The organism is Bacillus sp. EB600 (assembly GCF_024494385.1).
Classification (GTDB): domain Bacteria; phylum Bacillota; class Bacilli; order Bacillales; family Cytobacillaceae; genus JAEVLT01.
This window is the reverse complement of record NZ_JAEVLT010000005.1, coordinates 215330-232761: the sequence shown is the minus strand read 5'-3', so window position 1 is coordinate 232761 and position 17432 is coordinate 215330. Positions and strand designations below refer to the sequence as shown.

Below are 17432 nucleotides of genomic sequence, written 5' to 3'. Positions count from 1 at the left end.
GATATGATAATTTTGTTGTTTTCTGAAAATATCATGACTAATTACTTTTCGGTTTCCGAAAGCCGTTTTATTTTAGCGAGCACTTTGTCCCAAATTTCTGCGGTTAACTCCTGGTATTTCCTTCCATCAGTCATAACTGAAAAGTCTCCTTGTCTTATATGGAGGTTTGTTTCTCCATTTTCCTCAACTAATTGAAAAGTAATGCCGTCCTCTTCGGTTACTGCTGGCCTTTCTGCCATACGTACGTCAAATACGGTATACCGGAGTAATTTGTTAACCTCAAGTGCAGTGACATTTCCTTCAACAATCACTTTCCCATCTTCCCCTTTCCATAGTACAGCACTGCCTAGCTCCCAAACAGACTCGATGTGAAATTGAGGACCCCCACTGGAGAACTCAATGGCCCATTCATCTGTATATTCCTGCTTGGTAATTGTTTCCCATACTCCTTCAACAGAAGCATTGATATTAATAGATTTTTCAACAAAAAGCTTACCCATATTAGACCTCCACATATTTATGTATTGTTTTTATTATATTTCAATAACAAGATGATCCGAATACACTTTATCGGTAAAATGAAAAAAGCTCCAAGCCTGCCCCCTGGATTTAACCTTCTTGTGACAGGCGTCTTTTATTTGCAATAGCATTTTTCACACCTGTCTCATATTATACCTTCCTCAGCATGACCCCAGTGAGAAAGGTTAAAAAAACATGTGTGCCAAGCTTAACCGTTGGTTGTGCATGCGCGTCCTTTAAAGGATCTAGACAAACGATATCCATCGACATCACGCTTGGATGTTTTCCTGCTTCTAATACACCCTCAAGCAGCTCTTCTGTTGTCATCCCCCCAGGGGTTGAAGCAGGTACCCCGGGAGCATATGCTATATCTAACACATCCATATCAACGGTTAAATAAATTACATCTACTTTTGATGATAGTTCCTCCAGACATTGGTGGACAGTTTCTCGCACGCCTGCTTTTCTCATTTGTCGAAGCGTAAAATAATGAACCCCTTTTTCATCTGCATAATTCTTTAAATCTTGCGAATTAAAAAAACCGTGCAGACCGATATTGTACATATCTGTGCCATTTACATCTCCGCTTTCGATGAGGTTCCTCATCGGGGTTCCGTTCGAAGGCCCGTTATCAGACAAATCTCGTAAATCAAAATGAGTATCAAATTGAAGAATTCCAATTTTTTTCACCGGATAAGCTCGATGCATCCCTTTGACCATCATAGCGGTAATCGAATGATCTCCGCCAATTGCACATATAGTAGAAGCTGGAAAATGATTATAAAGCGCAGTTGAAGCCTGGATGATATTCTGATGGCACTTCCTAATATCTGTGACATGCATAGGAACATCACCTGCATCAAGTATCTCCATAGAAGATAAATCAATATCATCCTCTAGATTGTAGGTTGTGAAACTTCGCCACGATCGTCTGAATGCTTCTGGAAATTCTGATGCACCAGACACACTTATGGAAGAACGTGATAGTGGAACGCCTAGGACAATAATCTCAGCGGTTTTACACTCCACCGGGTTACTTTTATTCGTAATTGGCTTAATCCATTCATGAACCTTTTCAATTTGCGTTTTTTCTGCGTTTATCCAAGTAAAGCTAGGGGGATGAATATTAGGATAGAGGAAGCTTTTCAACTAAACAACCTCCCATTACAACAACCTGGCCATTTTTAATTACTGTATCCGTATGGTTGATCCCATAAGAATATTGAAGTTTCATATAATTCGGCACATTGAAGATCGTGATATCCGCTTTTTTTCCTACCTCGATGCTGCCAATCTCTTTTCCTCGGTTGATTGCATGGGCTGCATTAATGGTGGAGGCTGTGATCACTTCAGCAGGGGTCATCCCCATTTTTAAGCAGCCTAAATTCATCATGAATGGCAATGAAACAGTCGGTGAAGAGCCTGGATTGCAATCGGTTGACAATGCGACCGGTACCCCGCTTTCAATCATCTTTCTTACATTTGCAAACTTGGCCATTAAAAAGTAAGCTGTCCCTGGAAGCAGTACTCCAACCACTCCTCTTTCAGCCATGAGATTGACTCCTTTTTCAGAGGATTTTAATAAATGATCTGCTGAAATGGCATTAACGTCAGCTGCAAGCTCTGCACCTCCATATGGCTCTATTTCATCCGCGTGAATTTTGGGCCTTAATCCATAACACTTTCCAGCATCAAGGATTCGCTTTGCCTGTTTCAGTGTAAATACACCTTTTTCACAGAAAACATCATTAAATTCAGCCAATTTGAGTTCAGCAACCTTTGGTATCATTTCTTTTATCACGAGTTCAACAAAGTCATCGGGGTTCTTATTATACTTTTTTGGGACAGCATGTGCCCCCATAAAGGTAGAGACGACATCAATGGCATGATGTTCATTTAAAGACTTTGCTACTTCAAGCTGTTTTCGTTCCGTTTCCCATTCCATCCCATACCCGCTTTTCGCCTCAACTGTTGTAACACCGTGGAGGAGAAATTGATTTAAGCGCTCATAGCTTTCCTGATAAAGCTCTTCTGGTGAAGCCGCTCGTGTTTGTCTTGCCGTAGCATGAATTCCTCCGCCCATTTTCATGATTTCCATATACGTTGCACCTTGCAGCCGCATGTTAAATTCCTTTTCTCTGCTGCCTGCAAAAACAAGATGCGTGTGCGGGTCTACTAAGCCGGGTGTAACGAGTTTCCTATTGGCATTTATGATAAGTGCTTCTTCTAAACGTTCAGTATACTGTTTAGAAAGGTCTTCATCCTTTCCAACCGCTTTAATTCTTCCGTTTTCAATCCAGATACTTCCACTCTCGATGATACTCAGCTCGGACATTGCATTCTTAATAAGCGGACCAGCCGAACTCTCTTTTAATGTGATAAGCTGGGAGGCATTCCTGATAAAAATGGGTCTCTTCATTTGTCCACCCTCTTTATTCTTTTTTCAGCATTGGCATGTGTATTCCATTTTTCTTGGCTGATTTAATTGCTAATTCATAGCCTGCATCTGCATGCCGAACAACTCCCATACCAGGATCAGTCGTTAACACCCTTTGCAGCCGCACCTCAGCTTCCTTAGAACCATCTGCGACAATGACCATTCCTGCGTGAAGGGAATAGCCCATCCCTACACCTCCACCATGGTGAAACGATATCCAGCTTGCACCGCCCACTGCATTGATGAGCGCATTTAAAATCGGCCAATCAGCAACCGCATCACTACCATCCTTCATAGCTTCTGTTTCACGATTTGGACTCGCTACCGAGCCGGCATCAAGGTGGTCGCGGCCAATCACAATCGGGGCCGATATTTCACCAGACGCTACCATATCGTTGATCATTTTTCCTAAACGCGCTCGATCTCCATAACCTAGCCAGCAAATCCGGGCAGGAAGACCTTGAAAGCTGATTGTTTCTCCTGCCATTGTAATCCATTTACAAAGGCGTTCATCATCTTTAAATTCGCGGAGGATAGCTAGGTCAATTTTTCTAATATCCTCAGGGTTTCCTGATAATGCCGCCCAGCGGAATGGACCTTTCCCCTCACAAAATAAAGGGCGGATAAATGCAGGTACAAATCCAGGGAATGCAAATGCTTTTTCGACACCTTGATCCTTTGCGACCTGACGAATATTATTGCCATAGTCAAAGGTGACGGCTCCTTTTTGTTGCATTTTCAGCATTGCATCCACATGCACTGCAATACTCTCTTTTGAAAGGCTTACGTACTTTGCTGGTGCCTGTTTTCTTAACTTTTCTGCTTCACGTAACGAAAATCCGCTCGGAATATAGCCATTGAGGGGATCGTGTGCTGAAGTTTGATCTGTCAAAACATCAGGAATAAACCCTTGTTGAAGCAAAACCGGCAGCATTTCAGCAGCATTTCCTACTAGCCCAATCGATAACGCTTTTCCTTCTGTCTTTGCTTCCAGAGCCAGTTTAAGTGCCTCTTCCATGTTATTTGTTTTAACATGTAAGTACTTTGTTTCAATTCGGCGGTCAATTCTGCGTTCATCAACTTCAATGGCTAAACACACGCCTTCGTTCATCGTAATGGCCAACGGTTGAGCTCCGCCCATTCCACCAAGACCGGCAGTTAATGTGATCGTATGCTTTAATGTGCCATTGAATTTCTGACGAGCAATCTCGGCAAATGTTTCATATGTGCCTTGAACAATTCCCTGGCTGCCAATATAAATCCAGCTTCCTGCGGTCATTTGGCCGTACATCATTAGCCCCTTTTGATCTAACTCATGGAAATGTTCCCAATTGGCCCATGCCGGGACTAAATTTGAATTAGCAAGTAAGACTCGAGGAGCATTCGAGTGTGATTTAAAGACGGCAACAGGTTTCCCTGATTGAATCAAAAGTGTTTCATCGTTTTCCAATTGAAGAAGTGTTTTAACAATTGCATCATATGACTCCCAATTGCGAGCGGCCTTTCCAATCCCGCCATAGACAATTAATTCTTCTGGTTTTTCAGCTACTTCCTGATTGAGATTATTCATCAGCATGCGTAGTGCTGCCTCTTGTATCCACCCCTTTGCATGTAATTGAGTACCCGTATAATTTGTTATCACTCTCGGATTTGGTTTATTTGCATCCAATCGTCCTCACCTCTTTTGCTGTTTACAACCATTATATGATTTAACTATCCTAAAAAATTTAACTAGAGCTATAAAAAATAACCATATAAAAGTCATAGGGCTTTCTCTTGTTTGCTGAATTTATTTATGTGCCAAGAGATCCGAATAAGAAAATCAACTTTTTATTGCAGTATGTGATACACATCACCACCCCGATACTTCGACCATTTTAAAATAGACATAGAGGTGACATTATGGTGAAAAGTTGGTCCGTTTCGCTCGAACATGAAGAATATGAAAATGACATTGATTTACTTGTAAAAGATGCCATTGATGCTATCGAACAGACTTCTAGTGGATGTTATGTAAACGTTGTAACACCAGGAACATTAGGAAATCCTGATGATTATTTAACAGAAGCATTAGATTTAATTTTCAGCGATAAAATTAAAACAAAGTTTATTGATCAATGTGGTTGTGGAGGGTATGTGCTACGAGTATGGAAAAAATAATAACAGATATAACCATTTTTGAAAGCTATAAAGACCGGCAAGTTGTTCTAAATTACTATGAGGATCAAGACGTTTTATTTCAGCGGGACGGCTTTCACTTTTACTCGATTAAAGTTTTAAGGGAAAGTGACGAACTTTTATTTACCAAAATTGATGGAAGCTGCTGCACCATTTCCATTAAGAATTATTCTGATAAGTACGTTGACAATCAATTTCCGAATTACTATGTTTTAACAAATGGTTCTGAGCGCTTGGATATTTATATTCCATCATGAAGATCAAATCAAAAAACCTAGCTCAGCAAAATACTTAGCTAGGTTTTTTGATGTTATATTTGTTTAATAGCAAATTTTGCTTTTGCTTCGATTCGACGGCGGTGCAGGATTGGTTCGGTATAGCCATTTGGTTGATCATAACCTTTGAACACAAGATCGCAAGCTGCTTGAAAAGCAATGGAATTATCATAATCAGCTGCCATTGGACGATAATTAGCGTCTCCTTCATTTTGTTTATCAACCACTATTGCCATTCGTTTCATTGTTTCCATAACTTGTTCATTTGTACAAATGCCGTGATGGAGCCAGTTTGCAATGTGCTGGCTGGAAATCCTCAGTGTCGCCCGGTCCTCCATCAGACCAATATTGTTGATATCTGGAACCTTCGAACAACCAACACCTTGCTCTACCCAGCGGACAACATATCCAAGGATCCCCTGTGAGTTGTTATCAAGCTCTGCTTGAATTTCTTTTGGGCTCCAATTGGGATTTTCCTCAATTGGAATTTGTAAAATTTCATCACGTAAATCTGTAATATCTTTATAAAGACCGTTTTGTACCTCTGGTACATTTACCTGGTGATAATGCAGAGCATGAATGGTTGCCCCCGTTGGTGAAGGGACCCAAGCTGTATTCGCGCCAGCTTTTGGATGACCAATTTTTTGCTCGAGCATGGCAGCCATTAGGTCTGTCATTGCCCACATTCCTTTTCCAATTTGGGCACGGCCCTGGAAGCCTGTTTCTAGACCTCTATATACATTTGATTTTTCATAGCTTTGCAGCCAGGTAGTATTTTTCATCTCATTTTTGCGAATCATCGGGCCAGCTTCCATCGAGGTATGCATTTCATCTCCGGTCCGATCAAGGAAACCAGTATTAATAAAGACAATCCGATCTTTCACTGCTTTTATACATGCTTTAAGATTCAAGGATGTGCGGCGCTCTTCGTCCATTACCCCAATTTTAATTGTATTGCGTTTTAAGCGAAGAAGATCCTCTGTCCGATCAAATAGTTCATTTGCAAAAGCAGCCTCCTTCGGACCGTGCATTTTCGGTTTAACGATATAAATAGACCCTTTGGAGCCATTTTGAAATTTTCCGGTTTTAAGCAATGAATGCTTTGCAATCAAGCTTGTAAATACAGCATCAAGGATTCCTTCATACACTTCTTCACCATCCTGATCGATAACGGCACTGTTTGTCATCAAATGGCCAACATTTCTGATAAACATTAACGAACGGCCGGGAAGGGGAAATTCTTCTCCATTTGGAGAAAGATAGATCCGATCAGGATTCATAGTCCGTGTTATAGTTTTATTCCCTTTAGCGAAGGTTGCTGTTAGGTCACCCTTATTCAACCCGAGCCAGTTTCGATAAACAAGTACCTTATCTTCCGCATCTACAGCAGCAACAGAATCTTCACAGTCGATAATCGTTGTTAAGGCTGCTTCAAGTAGTATGTCTTTTACCCCTGCATCATCTGTTTTTCCAATCGGATGGGTGCGGTCTATTTGAATTTCAAAATGGATTCCATTATTTTTAATTAGGACAGTTGAAGGAAACTGGGAGTCTCCTTGATATCCCGCAAACTTTTCTGGTTGAGCCAATCCGACCTCTTCTCCACTGCTAAGGGTAACAAGGAGTTTTCTATCGGCAATCCTATATTGCACGGAATCTTTATGAGATCCTTCTTGTAAAGGAACAGCCTGGTCCAAGAAATTTTTTGCAAAAGCGATAACCTTTTCGCCTCGAATTGGGTTGTATCCTCCCTCACGATGTGCCCCATTTTCTTCACTAATTACATCTGATCCGTACAAAGCGTCATATAAACTTCCCCAACGGGCATTTGCGGCATTTAAGGCATACCGATCATTATTAACCGGAACAACTAATTGGGGACCAGCCTGAAGGGCGATCTCGTCATCAACATTTTCTGTTGTAATCTTAAAATCTTCAGTTTCTGGTTCTAAATAGCCAATTTCTTCAAGAAAAGCTTTATATTTATGAAAATCAAATTCTTTATTTTCCCGATGCCATGTATTAATTTTGTTTTGAAAATCATCGCGTTGTGCAAGCAGTGCTCTATTCTTAGGGGCTAAATCCTTGATAATAGCTTCTAAACCTGCCCAGAATTGCTTTTGATCCACGTTGCTCCCAGGTAGAGCTTCGGAGTTAATGAACTCATAAAGTTGATGTGCCACTTGTAAATTACCTACTTTAGTATAGTTCGTCATTTACATTTCCTCCTTCAAATTATTTCGTAAGATTTCCATCAAAATTCTGTTGCTTATTGCACAACGCTGTTTACGAAATGTTCCAAAAAAATAATACCAGAGTCCTTTTACTATAAAAGCGGTATTATTTTCACTAATCAGACTTTTCTTGATACAGTTTTAAACTTTTTATTGGACCAAGAAAATATGAACATTCGTTTTATTCACTTTTCTGCGGGTCTTACAAAAGAATATAAAACTTACAATCTATTGTAAAACGATTTTATCTCAATTTCTAGTTCTTTTGTAAAAATTAACAAAAATATTTATAAAAAACAATTATCAACCGAAATGAAGGATAACAAATATAACCCGTTTTCTTTTTTCTAAACTTTCATTTATTGCTTGCCTTGCATGTGGATGATCATCCGTAATGAAAACTCAAAATGAGTGATCATCTTCTTTTCATTCCTTTCACAACAATTTTTGTCCCAAGCATTTCTCCTGAAATAATGTCTAGAAAAGTATGATCTTAATTGGTTCCATTTTCTTTCCTTCTGTACAAATGTAACAATTTGTCCATAAATTGTTTTATGATGTGATGTTATTGTATTTAATCCTAATTAGAACTCAATATCAGCTCAGCTAGTTTTCATACGACTGGCTGAGCTAACATATTCAGTTTTGGCTTATTTATGTTTAGTTTCACCCAATTTCTTTTTTACGAAATATATTTGCTGTACCCCTCCAGATTACGGAGTTTGGCTGCAAAATTCACAAGAAATTGTAACTGTTACAACTCTCTTTCCTGCTCACCTTTTTCCTCTATGTGTTTGGCTTTTCTTCTTCTTGTAATTTTATTATTTGGTACATCTGTCAGAAATAGCATTCGATTTCCCTTCTTAATAAGGAAGTAAGAAAAGATGTTGAAAACTGCTCCCTGAGTTAAATTGTTATCGCTGTCGATGATTATTAGTGAGTGATTTTCAACGGAAAATTTAAATTTTCGGAATAATATCGGGTCAAGGAAGTGAATGGTCTCGTTGGAAGTACTTGTTAATGGAATGAATTGATACGGAAATTTGACATCTAGTGGAGGTAACTGGTCAGAAAACTTCAAGGCATCAAAAAAGCCTAGCTTACCCTTGAAAATAATTTCATTATTACATAATCTCTCTCCAAATATTATAATAGAGTTTTCCTTATTAATTGTGGTTAGATAAAAATAACCTTTCATGAACATCCCCCTATAATTACAATTATATATATTAATTCGTTATTCGACAATTTTCCCAAAAAATCCTGCTGGTTCTGAATGCGTTTTCATAACGTTTGTAATATTTACACTGCTAATTTTGTGCATATTACACACATTTCGGCTTCTTTTATCTTTTTCCCGTTAAGTAAAATCATCAGATAGTTAACGGCGGAGAAAAAATTGTCTTTATCAGAAAAATTAAGAATGCTTCGAGATGATAGATGCTGGTCACAACAATATTTAGCAGATCGTATGAACGTCGACCGCTCAACGATTAGTCGCTATGAAACTGGGAAAAGCATCCCCACATATCAGACTGTGGTCCGCTTTGCAGAGGTTTATCAAATCGAGAAAGAGTTATTAGTTAATGAATTGGATCAAATTCTTCCAACTGTTGAAAAGTCTGGATACATATTAAAGGAAAACTTGGATGATAAGGATTTGGATATTGTTATAGATCTTATAAAATTATTCAAAAACCTATATTCAATTGTAAGTAGAAGAGCTAACAAAATGAGGGGTTAGTCGTTTCTTTTTGTTTTAAATAAAAGCATTGGAGCTGAAAGCTCAATCTAAGTTATTTTTTTCGTAATTGCTTTACCCTTGGAATATAGGCGTAAAAATGAATTGATAGAAATGGTTTGTTGCCGTATCCTACTATGTTTTTTTCGACATAACTTTTCGAATACTCGTATTTTCGACGTGGTTCCTTTATCTTCATTCTTTTACTTTGTCTGTTGTTTATGATTTTGTCGATTGACACGTTAATTAGTCGGAAGAATTTGATTTCCAATCCAATCTCATTTTGCTAAAATCTAAAAATACTAACAAATAATCTATCTAGGAGGAACTATCAAATGAGTAAAATTCTACCATTAAATGAACAAATTGGAGACCACGTCTCTGAAGTTGATGATATAGAATTAGAGGAAGCCTATTACAAACTTTGGGAAGATGATAGGCTTTAGTAGTTAGAGAAATCTTTATTGCCATTTCCCGGAATATAAATTTGCGCTCCAATTTACAGGATGGCAAAGTCATCAATGAGGGCTTTAAAATAGTCAATTGTAAAAAAGGTATAATACCTCATTATTTAGGGAATTATACCTTTTTTTCTGTAGCAAATGGAAGTTTATCTTCATTTTATTGCGAAAGGTAATTTTATTCTACTATTTGGTAAAATCCTTTTGTATTTTGAAGAATGATTTTGAAAACTTTTTCTTTTGGAAGATTCTTGATCTTTGCAATCATGCAAATGGATTCCATCATCATATTTGGATGTGTCATTTTACCAAGAAAAGGTCCTTTAAATGGCCAGGGACCATCCGTTTCAACCATCATTTGCGCTAATGGATAGATATGAACTAATTGTTGAATCTCTTCATCGTATAAAACATCTGGTGTAATCGAAATATAATATCCATGAGCAATCATCCTTGTAATTGTCTTTTTATCCCCTTTGAACCAATGAAAATGAGCTTTTTTTACGCTATATTTTTCTAAAAGATCACAAACAACCGGAGCATCGTCATAGACAGCATGAAGAACAATTGGCTTCTTTAAAACCTTAGCTAATTGAATAAAGGTTTCTAGAAGACTAGTATACTGTGAATATTGCTCACAGGAAACTTTTTGTTCGCTCCTTAAATAATAGGGAAGTCCCACCTCTCCGATGGCAACCATTTCGTTTTGATGCTCGTCTATCCAATTTAGTAGTTTTTCCAAATATTCTGTAGTTGGCAAGGACTGTTCCGGATGATAGCCAAACGCAGGTTTTATCTTCTGGAATGTTTTCGCCAATTGTAAATTTCGTTTACATGACTCCAGATCAAATGAAACGGAAAGCAAATAATCAATGTTTACCGAATCCGCAAGCATTAATTGAATTTCCTCATCATGATAATGATCCAAATGAATATGGGAATCAATCATTTTCATTTCATTTTCACTCCCCATATTGATTTTTTAATTATTTCAATAACGTACTGTTGAAAACAAATCAAATGATTAAATAAGGATTTAGAACAATAACAACAAACAGCACTCAAGAGAGAGCCTTGAGTGCATATCAAAAACAATGATTGTTTTAAATATGTTGTTCCCTCCGCTGGTCTCAACCAGTTCAGGTTCAAAGAGTCACCGCTCACGGACGATATCTCAACCGGCAACACCGGTTCCCCTACATTTAGCCTATTGATTTTGTTTCCATTTACTATTATAGCAAGTAACTAAATACGCGGGGATTATTATGCATCTCCGATTTTTAAAATCCGAAAAAAATCACAAACCTTGCCTGTTTCATTCAACCGTTGTGAGTGGTCCCGAATTTTCTAGCATTAGCATATAATAGTTCATTCAAATAAAAAAGGGCGGGGTTTGAAGTGGGATTATTTATTAATAACGGAAAGCATCCGGAAGTTTATAAAAACACAGAAAGCATCCATGTACAAAATCAAGAAATACACAGAATTGACTTTTTAACAGAAATAGTACAATTGCAACAAAGGACAAATTCATCTCTTAGCCAATCTTTGGATGAACTCAAAGAGCATCACCAGAAACAAAAGGAATCACTTACAGTACAATCGCACGAGTTAAGAGATCAGTTGAATGAGATAAAAAAAGAAAATCTTGACCATCATAAATTTAAAGCTAACGTGCTTGAGTGGCTAAAGAACTTGGAAGAAAAGAATAGTATCATTCACTCCTTTATGGAAAAAGAAGCACAACTAAAACAAGAAATTATTAATGAAATACAAATACAAAGCAGTACAAGTAGAGAAATGGCGAAGCAAATGGAGCAACACGAAGCAATGACTCAACATCTCTCAGCACAAATTGAAAAGCAAACGAATCTTCAACAGGATCTGACAGTAAAACAAGCACAACAGGAGGTTTTTCAAACAGAAGTACTTACGAGACTAGACAAGCAAGAAGCATTAACAGAGAAGATTGCAAGGCAAATAAATTATATTCGTTCTATCCTTTTTGAACGAACGAATTTTCTTGCCGAAAAAATTGAAGACCGCTACAAGCTGACTTCTTCGTATGTATATAAATTAATAACTGGCTCCGATCAGGCTTTGACTTTTTACACATTTAAAGATAAACAGGAGGAAGAACAGTAAGCACAGCGGTATGAGCATTTTTGCTAAAAGGTTGTATTTCAAAGTGAAATACAACCTTTTTTTGCTACTCGCTTCTAAATCAATTGAAACTAATTGATTTAGGATGGTTATGCTATAATGGAGTGTCAGTTAAAAAGGACATATTTACCTATAGGGAGCGATTGTTTATGATTAAAATAGAAATTCCTTCTCCAGATGTAGTTATCACTAGAAAGAAACAGCTGGGAGAAAAAGTTGAGTCAGTCATCAGTAGTGAATATGGATTTACAGATTACAATAAGATTCCACGTGACAAAGGCGGCATTATTTTATTTTTTGATGCAAATGAGGAACTTTTATTCGTCGGAAAAGCAAGAAAGTTAAGGCCCCGAGTCAAAAAGCATTTTGAAGATACCGTTTCACCGCTGAAAATGCACAGAGATGAAATACATAAAATTGCTGTTTGTGTTGTTGAAGACCCGATGGAAAGGGAAATTTATGAAACCTTTATTATTAATAAACAACATGCCAAATACAACATCGAGAAAGTTTTTTATAAATAAGACACGCTCTAGGGAATCAATGGTTACTTATTGTAGTGAGATCTGTGTAAACTATAGTTCCAGAAGCTAAAGTTAGCCAATTTTCAAAGTTCAAACATATAAATTATGATATTGTAAGAGGGGATCGGACAGTAATTAAATGCCCGATCCCCTTTTTTATCATTCATCAAATAAATTTGCACTTTTTCATTCATTTGTAACCATTTATTTCCTTTTACGAGTAGATATACGAGTTCCCTCCATTTGTTAATACAGCAAAATAATTTTTTACAAATTCATAAAAAATTTTTTCTGATGGAGATAGGTCACGATGTTTCGGAGTAATTATCCCAACGGTTCTTCTTACATCCGGATGGTTGATTCTGACCTTAACCGTACTGCCTGGCAGATTTTCGTTTAGAAAAAGCTCAGGTAATAGGGTAATCCCGATTCCGGCAGACACTAACCCTTTAATTGCATCAAGGTCTTCGCCTTCACATAAAATACTAGGATTAAATCCAGCTTGAAGACAAGCATCTGCGACAATTTTACGAAGAACAAAGCCTTTAGGGAATAATACAAATTGTTCATTTGCTAATTGATTAAGTGAAACAACTTCTCGATTCGCAAGTGGATGTGATTCCGGTAAAAGAGCCACAAACCTTTCGATAAAGAATATATCTGATTGGACATCGGGATCATGTATCGGAACAGGTCCAATAAATGCCAAGTCTATTTCTCGTTTTTTCACACCCTCAGACAAAAATGAGTAGGAGCCTTGCCGTAAATGAAAATGAATATCCGGATGTTCTTTTTTAAAGGCCGAAAGAATTCTCGGAAGAGTATTACTAGCTAAACTTGAGGGAAAACCGATTCGAATCGTCCCCTGCTCCGGATTTACATATTCGTCAATGAGCTGCTTTGCGTTATCAACTGCCTTAATGGCGATAATAGCTTGCTCGGCAAACAATCTCCCAATGTGAGTAAGTTTAATATTGCGGCCTTCCCTTTCAATTAGTTGAACGCCAAGCTCATCCTCTAAATTTCCAATTTGCCGGCTGACTGCTGATTGTGCAATGTGTAAATTCTCTGCTGCTAAAGAAATGTGTTCTTGTTTTGCTACTTCAATAAAATATTTTAATTGTCTAATTTCCATTTACTTTTCCTTCTATATCAATTTGAGATGATTTTCTTTCTAATTATACAACTTTAAAATGGAAAATAGAAAAAAAGTTATTTTAGCACTGTATTAAATGAATAAAAAAAAGCATGACAGTTTTATAAGATATCACTGCCACGCTTTTTTCTTTTATTTTCTTTCGGAAGCCGGTACTCCAGCAATTCCCCAATGAGTCTTTGGCATTTCGTTAACCAGTACTCTAACACTTTGTTTTGGTGCATCTAATGTTTCAACAACTGTATCTGTAATATTTTCAATTAAAGCTTTTATTTTTTCAGGCGGTCTGCCTTCCATAATATTAACTTGAATTAATGGCATTATAATACCCCTTTCTAAAATTCACGTTTTCCAAAAGTGAAAAGTTTTTTAAATTAAATTTAATTATTCCCCAACTGTGAAAGTAACTTCCCCTAAGCCGTCAAATTTACCAGAAACAAAATCCCCTACTTTTAAGAGAATTGCACTTGTTAAAGCTCCAGACATGATAATTTCACCTTTTTTAATTTTATCCCCTTTTCTAGCAAGCATATTTGCTAATACAGCTATTGCATTAGCAGGATGCCCTAAAACAGCTGCACCGGCGCCAAGTTCTTTAATTTGACCATTAAGAGATAGTGTAGCACCTACTAACTCCAAATCAAAGTCGCTTGGTTTTCTTAGCGTATTGCCGAATACTACTCTTGAAGTAGAGGCATTATCAGCAATAACATCTGTATGTGTAAAGTTAAAGTTTTCGTACCGGCTGTCAATAATTTCAAGTGCAGGTAAAACATATTCCGTTTTAGCTAATACTTGTGCACCAGTAATTCCAGGTCCTTCAATATCTTCGCCAATAAGGAAGGCAATTTCAGCTTCTACTTTTGGATGGATTTGAAAAGGAACGACTCCACCATTATCAACTAACATATAATCAAATACATATCCGTAAATTGGTTCAGAAACACCCATTTGATCCCATTTTGCTTTACTTGTTAGGCCCATTTTAGGTCCAACAATTTTGTGGCCTTTGTCTATTTTCTTCTGAACAAGCAATTCTTGAGCTTGATATGCTTCTGCTACTGTCAGATCAGGTTTGATTGTTTTCGTTACTTTTACAACTTCACGTTTTTCTAATTCTGCTGATTCAAGATAATCAGCAATTTGTTTTATGATTTCACTAGACATTATGTTTCCTCCTTGTTTTACCTTATAAAAAATCGTAAAATATCTTATTTAAAATTGACGCTTACTTGTCCCATGTGGGCAAATCTAGCAACAAAATTATCTCCAGATTTTGCAACAACCATACCAGAAAGAGCTCCTGAAAGGATCACTTCCCCAGCTTTTAAAGTGATATCATAGTCTGCTAATCGATTCGCTAACCATGCGACAGATGTAGCGGGACTTCCAAGTACTGCTGCACCAACACCGGTATTTGCTACTTCACCATTTTGATATAATGCCATCCCCACTAATTCAAGGTCAATATCTTCAAGTTTTGTTGGTTTTCCACCTAATACATACAAACCAGATGATGCATTGTCTGCAACTGTATCACGTAAAGAAATTTTCCAATCTTGGACACGGCTGTCAACGATTTCTAGAGCAGGAACTACATAATCTGTTGCTTGAATAACATCAACAGCAGTCACATTAGGTCCTTTTAAATCTTTTTTCAAGATAAACGCGATTTCGCCTTCAACTTTCGGTAGGAGCATATCTTTTGTGTCAATAGTTCCACCATTTTCAACAACCATTGTGTCTAAAAGGTGACCATAATCAGGTTCATCTACTCCTAACATTTTCTGTACAGCTACTGAAGTAAGCCCAATCTTCTTACCGACAATTTTTTGACCTTCTTCTAATTTCTTTTTAATGTTTTCTAATTGAATGTAATACGCTTCATCAAGAGTAAGCTCTGGATCCGTTACAATAAGTGGATCAATTCCAACTTTAGTTGCTTCTGCTTGTGCTAATTGAGCTGCAAAATCTTGGATTTTAGTCAATTGAATACATCCTTTCTATAATTTATGTAATTTTTACATACTTATCTTTAGCAAACTTGCTCTTAAAAATGTTGCACGGTCCAACAAATTAAACCGTGCAACATAATATTTTTAAAAAGCGAATTATAATTTAACACAAATATTAGTTATTTCAGTGTAGAATTCCCAGCTGTGACTTCCACCAACACGACCAAGTCCACTGTCTTTCGTACCACCGAATGGAGTTCTTAAATCACGTACGAACCAGCAGTTGATGTAAGATAATCCTGATTCGATACTCTGTGCTACACGGTGTCCACGACGGATATCGTTTGTCCAGATTGTGTTACTTAAGCCCACACGAGAATCGTTTACCATCGCAATTACTTCTTCTTCTGTATCAAATGGAATGATTGAAACAACTGGTCCAAAGATTTCTTCACGAGTACAACGAGCACCATATTCTAAACCAGTAATAATCGTTGGCTCAACAAAATATCCTTTATCTAATCCTTCAGGACGCTTGCCGCCTGTAACGAAAGTACCGCCTTCTTCTTCAGCAAGTTTAAAGTAGCTCATTACTTTGTCGTAATGTACTTTTGCAACTAATGCGCCTTGGTCATATGCCATATCAAATGGATTACCAACTTTTAATTGTCTTGTTCTTGCTGCTAACTTTTCAACGAATTCATCATAGATGGAACGTTCAACAAAGACGTTTTCACCGCAGACACAGACTTCACCTTGGTTGGTAAAGCTTGATTTAATCGTTGTTTCAACAACTTCATCAAGATCAACATCAGCGAAAATGACGTTAGGGTTTTTACCACCTAATTCAAAAGAAAGTTTCTTCAATGTAGGAGCAGCTTCGGCCATGATCCGAGCACCTGTAGATACTTGTCCGATAAAGCCGATACCTGCAATGTCAGGGTGTTTGTTGATGGCACTGCCGGCACCAGCTCCAAAACCATGAACCAAGTTTACAACTCCATCTGGAACACCAGCTTCTTTAAGAATTTCCATTAATTTTGTTGCAGTCATTGGAGTTAATTCAGAAGGCTTAATAACTACCGTACAGCCTGCAGCTAAAGCTGGAGCCAATTTCCAGGTTAATAAGAATAATGGAAGATTCCATGGCTGGATTAATCCAACTACTCCAATTGGCCGGCGATAGCCGTAGTTAAGTGCATTGTGAACTTCATCCTGGTATGCTTCTGTTCCTACAGAAATCATGTAGTCAGCAAAGAATTGGAAGTTTGCTGCCGCACGTGGAGCATCAACGTGACGTGAGAATTTAAGGTGTTTACCAGTATCCAATGATTCTAATTGAGCGATTTCTTCTTGTCTTGCTTCTAAGATATCACCAATTTTGCGGATAATTTTTGAACGTTCCTGTGTGCTCATTTTTCCCCATGGTCCTTCTTCAAAAGCACGTTTAGCAGCTTTAACCGCTAAATCAATATCTGCTGCGCTACCTTCTGCGACTGTACCATATACTTCTTCATTTACAGGATTTACATTATTAAATGTTTTTCCATCCACAGATGGAACAAATTTACCGTCAATAAAATGTAAACAATCGAATGCTTTTACAATTGGTTCTACTACACTTTTAGTTTCGACTTGCATCGTCAAAATTCCTCCTTGATAATTAAAATTTAAATATTTTCTAAATATAATGTTTTTGCTTACATGTTTATGTTAAAGCTTACGTGTTTCATATACAACTACATTGTTGCTATATATGAAACAATGTAAATTTATTTTTAAAAATTTA

The 17432-nt window shown here is 37.4% G+C and carries 17 protein-coding genes and 1 riboswitch; of the genes, 5 read left to right on the top strand and 12 right to left on the bottom strand.

The genetic code is table 11. From position 1 onward, the window contains the following. Positions 1–41: 41 nt before the first annotated feature. The 4 genes from JN080_RS08345 to hutU all read right to left on the bottom strand — a co-directional run bounded on the left by JN080_RS08345 (position 42) and on the right by hutU (position 4625). On the bottom strand, positions 42–500 hold the full coding sequence (locus JN080_RS08345; RefSeq protein ID WP_256235478.1) for an SRPBCC family protein: 459 nt from the start codon (positions 498–500) through the stop codon (positions 42–44). Between the two features lie 169 nt (positions 501–669). Next, on the bottom strand, positions 670–1668 hold the full coding sequence (locus tag JN080_RS08340; RefSeq protein ID WP_256235477.1) for an agmatinase family protein: 999 nt from the start codon (positions 1666–1668) through the stop codon (positions 670–672). Next, positions 1646–2938, bottom strand: a complete 1293-nt coding sequence (hutI, locus tag JN080_RS08335) for an imidazolonepropionase (RefSeq protein ID WP_256235476.1) — start codon at positions 2936–2938, stop codon at positions 1646–1648. Before hutI ends, JN080_RS08340 begins: the two co-directional genes overlap by 23 nt. Positions 2939–2951: 13 nt before the next feature. Next, a complete protein-coding gene (gene hutU / locus JN080_RS08330; RefSeq protein WP_256235475.1) occupies positions 2952–4625 on the bottom strand; it encodes a urocanate hydratase in 1674 nt (557 codons plus the stop codon). A gap of 233 nt (positions 4626–4858) precedes the next feature. Here hutU and JN080_RS08325 point away from each other — a divergent pair, with 233 nt between their 5' ends. Then, entirely contained in the window at positions 4859–5116 is a 258-nt protein-coding gene (locus JN080_RS08325) for a CGCGG family putative rSAM-modified RiPP protein (protein ID WP_256235474.1), read from the top strand. Continuing rightward, positions 5104–5391 (top strand): hypothetical protein, encoded by a 288-nt coding sequence (locus JN080_RS08320; RefSeq protein ID WP_256235473.1) that lies wholly within the window; start codon positions 5104–5106, stop codon positions 5389–5391. Before JN080_RS08325 ends, JN080_RS08320 begins: the two co-directional genes overlap by 13 nt. A gap of 53 nt (positions 5392–5444) precedes the next feature. Here the strand turns inward: JN080_RS08320 and JN080_RS08315 are convergent, their stop codons facing one another. Both JN080_RS08315 and JN080_RS08310 read right to left on the bottom strand, forming a co-directional pair. Next, positions 5445–7625 (bottom strand): malate synthase G, encoded by a 2181-nt coding sequence (locus JN080_RS08315; protein ID WP_256235472.1) that lies wholly within the window; start codon positions 7623–7625, stop codon positions 5445–5447. Positions 7626–8397: 772 nt separating this feature from the next. Beyond that, the gene (locus JN080_RS08310) at positions 8398–8841 is read right to left on the bottom strand and encodes a hypothetical protein (protein WP_256235471.1); all 444 of its coding nucleotides are present in this window, start codon (positions 8839–8841) and stop codon (positions 8398–8400) included. Positions 8842–9042: 201 nt separating this feature from the next. Between JN080_RS08310 and JN080_RS08305 the strand changes: the two genes are divergently transcribed. Then, the gene (locus JN080_RS08305; RefSeq protein WP_256235470.1) at positions 9043–9387 is read left to right on the top strand and encodes a helix-turn-helix domain-containing protein; all 345 of its coding nucleotides are present in this window, start codon (positions 9043–9045) and stop codon (positions 9385–9387) included. A 636-nt stretch (positions 9388–10023) separates the two neighbouring features. Here JN080_RS08305 and JN080_RS08300 read toward each other — a convergent pair. Continuing rightward, positions 10024–10800 (bottom strand): TatD family hydrolase, encoded by a 777-nt coding sequence (locus JN080_RS08300; RefSeq protein WP_256235469.1) that lies wholly within the window; start codon positions 10798–10800, stop codon positions 10024–10026. Between the two features lie 144 nt (positions 10801–10944). Then, a riboswitch (TPP riboswitch) is annotated at positions 10945–11053 on the bottom strand. A gap of 190 nt (positions 11054–11243) precedes the next feature. On the opposite strand from JN080_RS08300, the gene JN080_RS08295 reads away from it, so the two are divergent. Both JN080_RS08295 and JN080_RS08290 read left to right on the top strand, forming a co-directional pair. Beyond that, positions 11244–11990: a hypothetical protein gene (locus JN080_RS08295; protein ID WP_256235468.1), complete on the top strand. Its 747-nt coding sequence runs from the start codon at positions 11244–11246 to the stop codon at positions 11988–11990. A 167-nt stretch (positions 11991–12157) separates the two neighbouring features. Further along, positions 12158–12532 carry a nucleotide excision repair endonuclease gene (locus JN080_RS08290; RefSeq protein ID WP_256235467.1) on the top strand — a complete coding sequence of 125 codons (375 nt, stop codon included), beginning with the start codon at positions 12158–12160 and terminating at the stop codon, positions 12530–12532. A 214-nt stretch (positions 12533–12746) separates the two neighbouring features. On the opposite strand, the gene gltC is transcribed toward JN080_RS08290, so the two are convergent. The 5 genes from gltC to JN080_RS08265 all read right to left on the bottom strand — a co-directional run bounded on the left by gltC (position 12747) and on the right by JN080_RS08265 (position 17284). Next, the gene (gene gltC / locus JN080_RS08285; RefSeq protein WP_256235466.1) at positions 12747–13667 is read right to left on the bottom strand and encodes a glutamate biosynthesis transcriptional regulator GltC; all 921 of its coding nucleotides are present in this window, start codon (positions 13665–13667) and stop codon (positions 12747–12749) included. Between the two features lie 153 nt (positions 13668–13820). Continuing rightward, a complete protein-coding gene (locus JN080_RS08280) occupies positions 13821–14009 on the bottom strand; it encodes a 4-oxalocrotonate tautomerase (protein WP_256235465.1) in 189 nt (62 codons plus the stop codon). Between the two features lie 63 nt (positions 14010–14072). Next, entirely contained in the window at positions 14073–14855 is a 783-nt protein-coding gene (locus tag JN080_RS08275) for a 2-keto-4-pentenoate hydratase (protein ID WP_256235464.1), read from the bottom strand. Positions 14856–14899: 44 nt separating this feature from the next. Next, positions 14900–15676, bottom strand: coding sequence for a 2-keto-4-pentenoate hydratase (locus tag JN080_RS08270; protein WP_305473857.1), 777 nt, complete (start codon positions 15674–15676; stop codon positions 14900–14902). Between the two features lie 123 nt (positions 15677–15799). Next, positions 15800–17284: an aldehyde dehydrogenase gene (locus JN080_RS08265; protein ID WP_256235463.1), complete on the bottom strand. Its 1485-nt coding sequence runs from the start codon at positions 17282–17284 to the stop codon at positions 15800–15802. Between the last annotated feature and the right edge of the window lie 148 nt (positions 17285–17432).

Coding starts and splice junctions, on each gene's coding strand:
- JN080_RS08345 (WP_256235478.1), bottom strand. CDS start 500: ATGGGTAAGCTTTTTGTTGAAAAATCTATTAATATCAATGCTTCTGTT.
- hutI (WP_256235476.1), bottom strand. CDS start 2,938: ATGAAGAGACCCATTTTTATCAGGAATGCCTCCCAGCTTATCACATTA.
- JN080_RS08325 (WP_256235474.1), top strand. CDS start 4,859: ATGGTGAAAAGTTGGTCCGTTTCGCTCGAACATGAAGAATATGAAAAT.
- JN080_RS08320 (WP_256235473.1), top strand. CDS start 5,104: ATGGAAAAAATAATAACAGATATAACCATTTTTGAAAGCTATAAAGAC.
- JN080_RS08315 (WP_256235472.1), bottom strand. CDS start 7,625: ATGACGAACTATACTAAAGTAGGTAATTTACAAGTGGCACATCAACTT.
- JN080_RS08310 (WP_256235471.1), bottom strand. CDS start 8,841: ATGAAAGGTTATTTTTATCTAACCACAATTAATAAGGAAAACTCTATT.
- JN080_RS08300 (WP_256235469.1), bottom strand. CDS start 10,800: ATGAAAATGATTGATTCCCATATTCATTTGGATCATTATCATGATGAG.
- JN080_RS08290 (WP_256235467.1), top strand. CDS start 12,158: ATGATTAAAATAGAAATTCCTTCTCCAGATGTAGTTATCACTAGAAAG.
- gltC (WP_256235466.1), bottom strand. CDS start 13,667: ATGGAAATTAGACAATTAAAATATTTTATTGAAGTAGCAAAACAAGAA.
- JN080_RS08280 (WP_256235465.1), bottom strand. CDS start 14,009: ATGCCATTAATTCAAGTTAATATTATGGAAGGCAGACCGCCTGAAAAA.
- JN080_RS08275 (WP_256235464.1), bottom strand. CDS start 14,855: ATGTCTAGTGAAATCATAAAACAAATTGCTGATTATCTTGAATCAGCA.
- JN080_RS08265 (WP_256235463.1), bottom strand. CDS start 17,284: ATGCAAGTCGAAACTAAAAGTGTAGTAGAACCAATTGTAAAAGCATTC.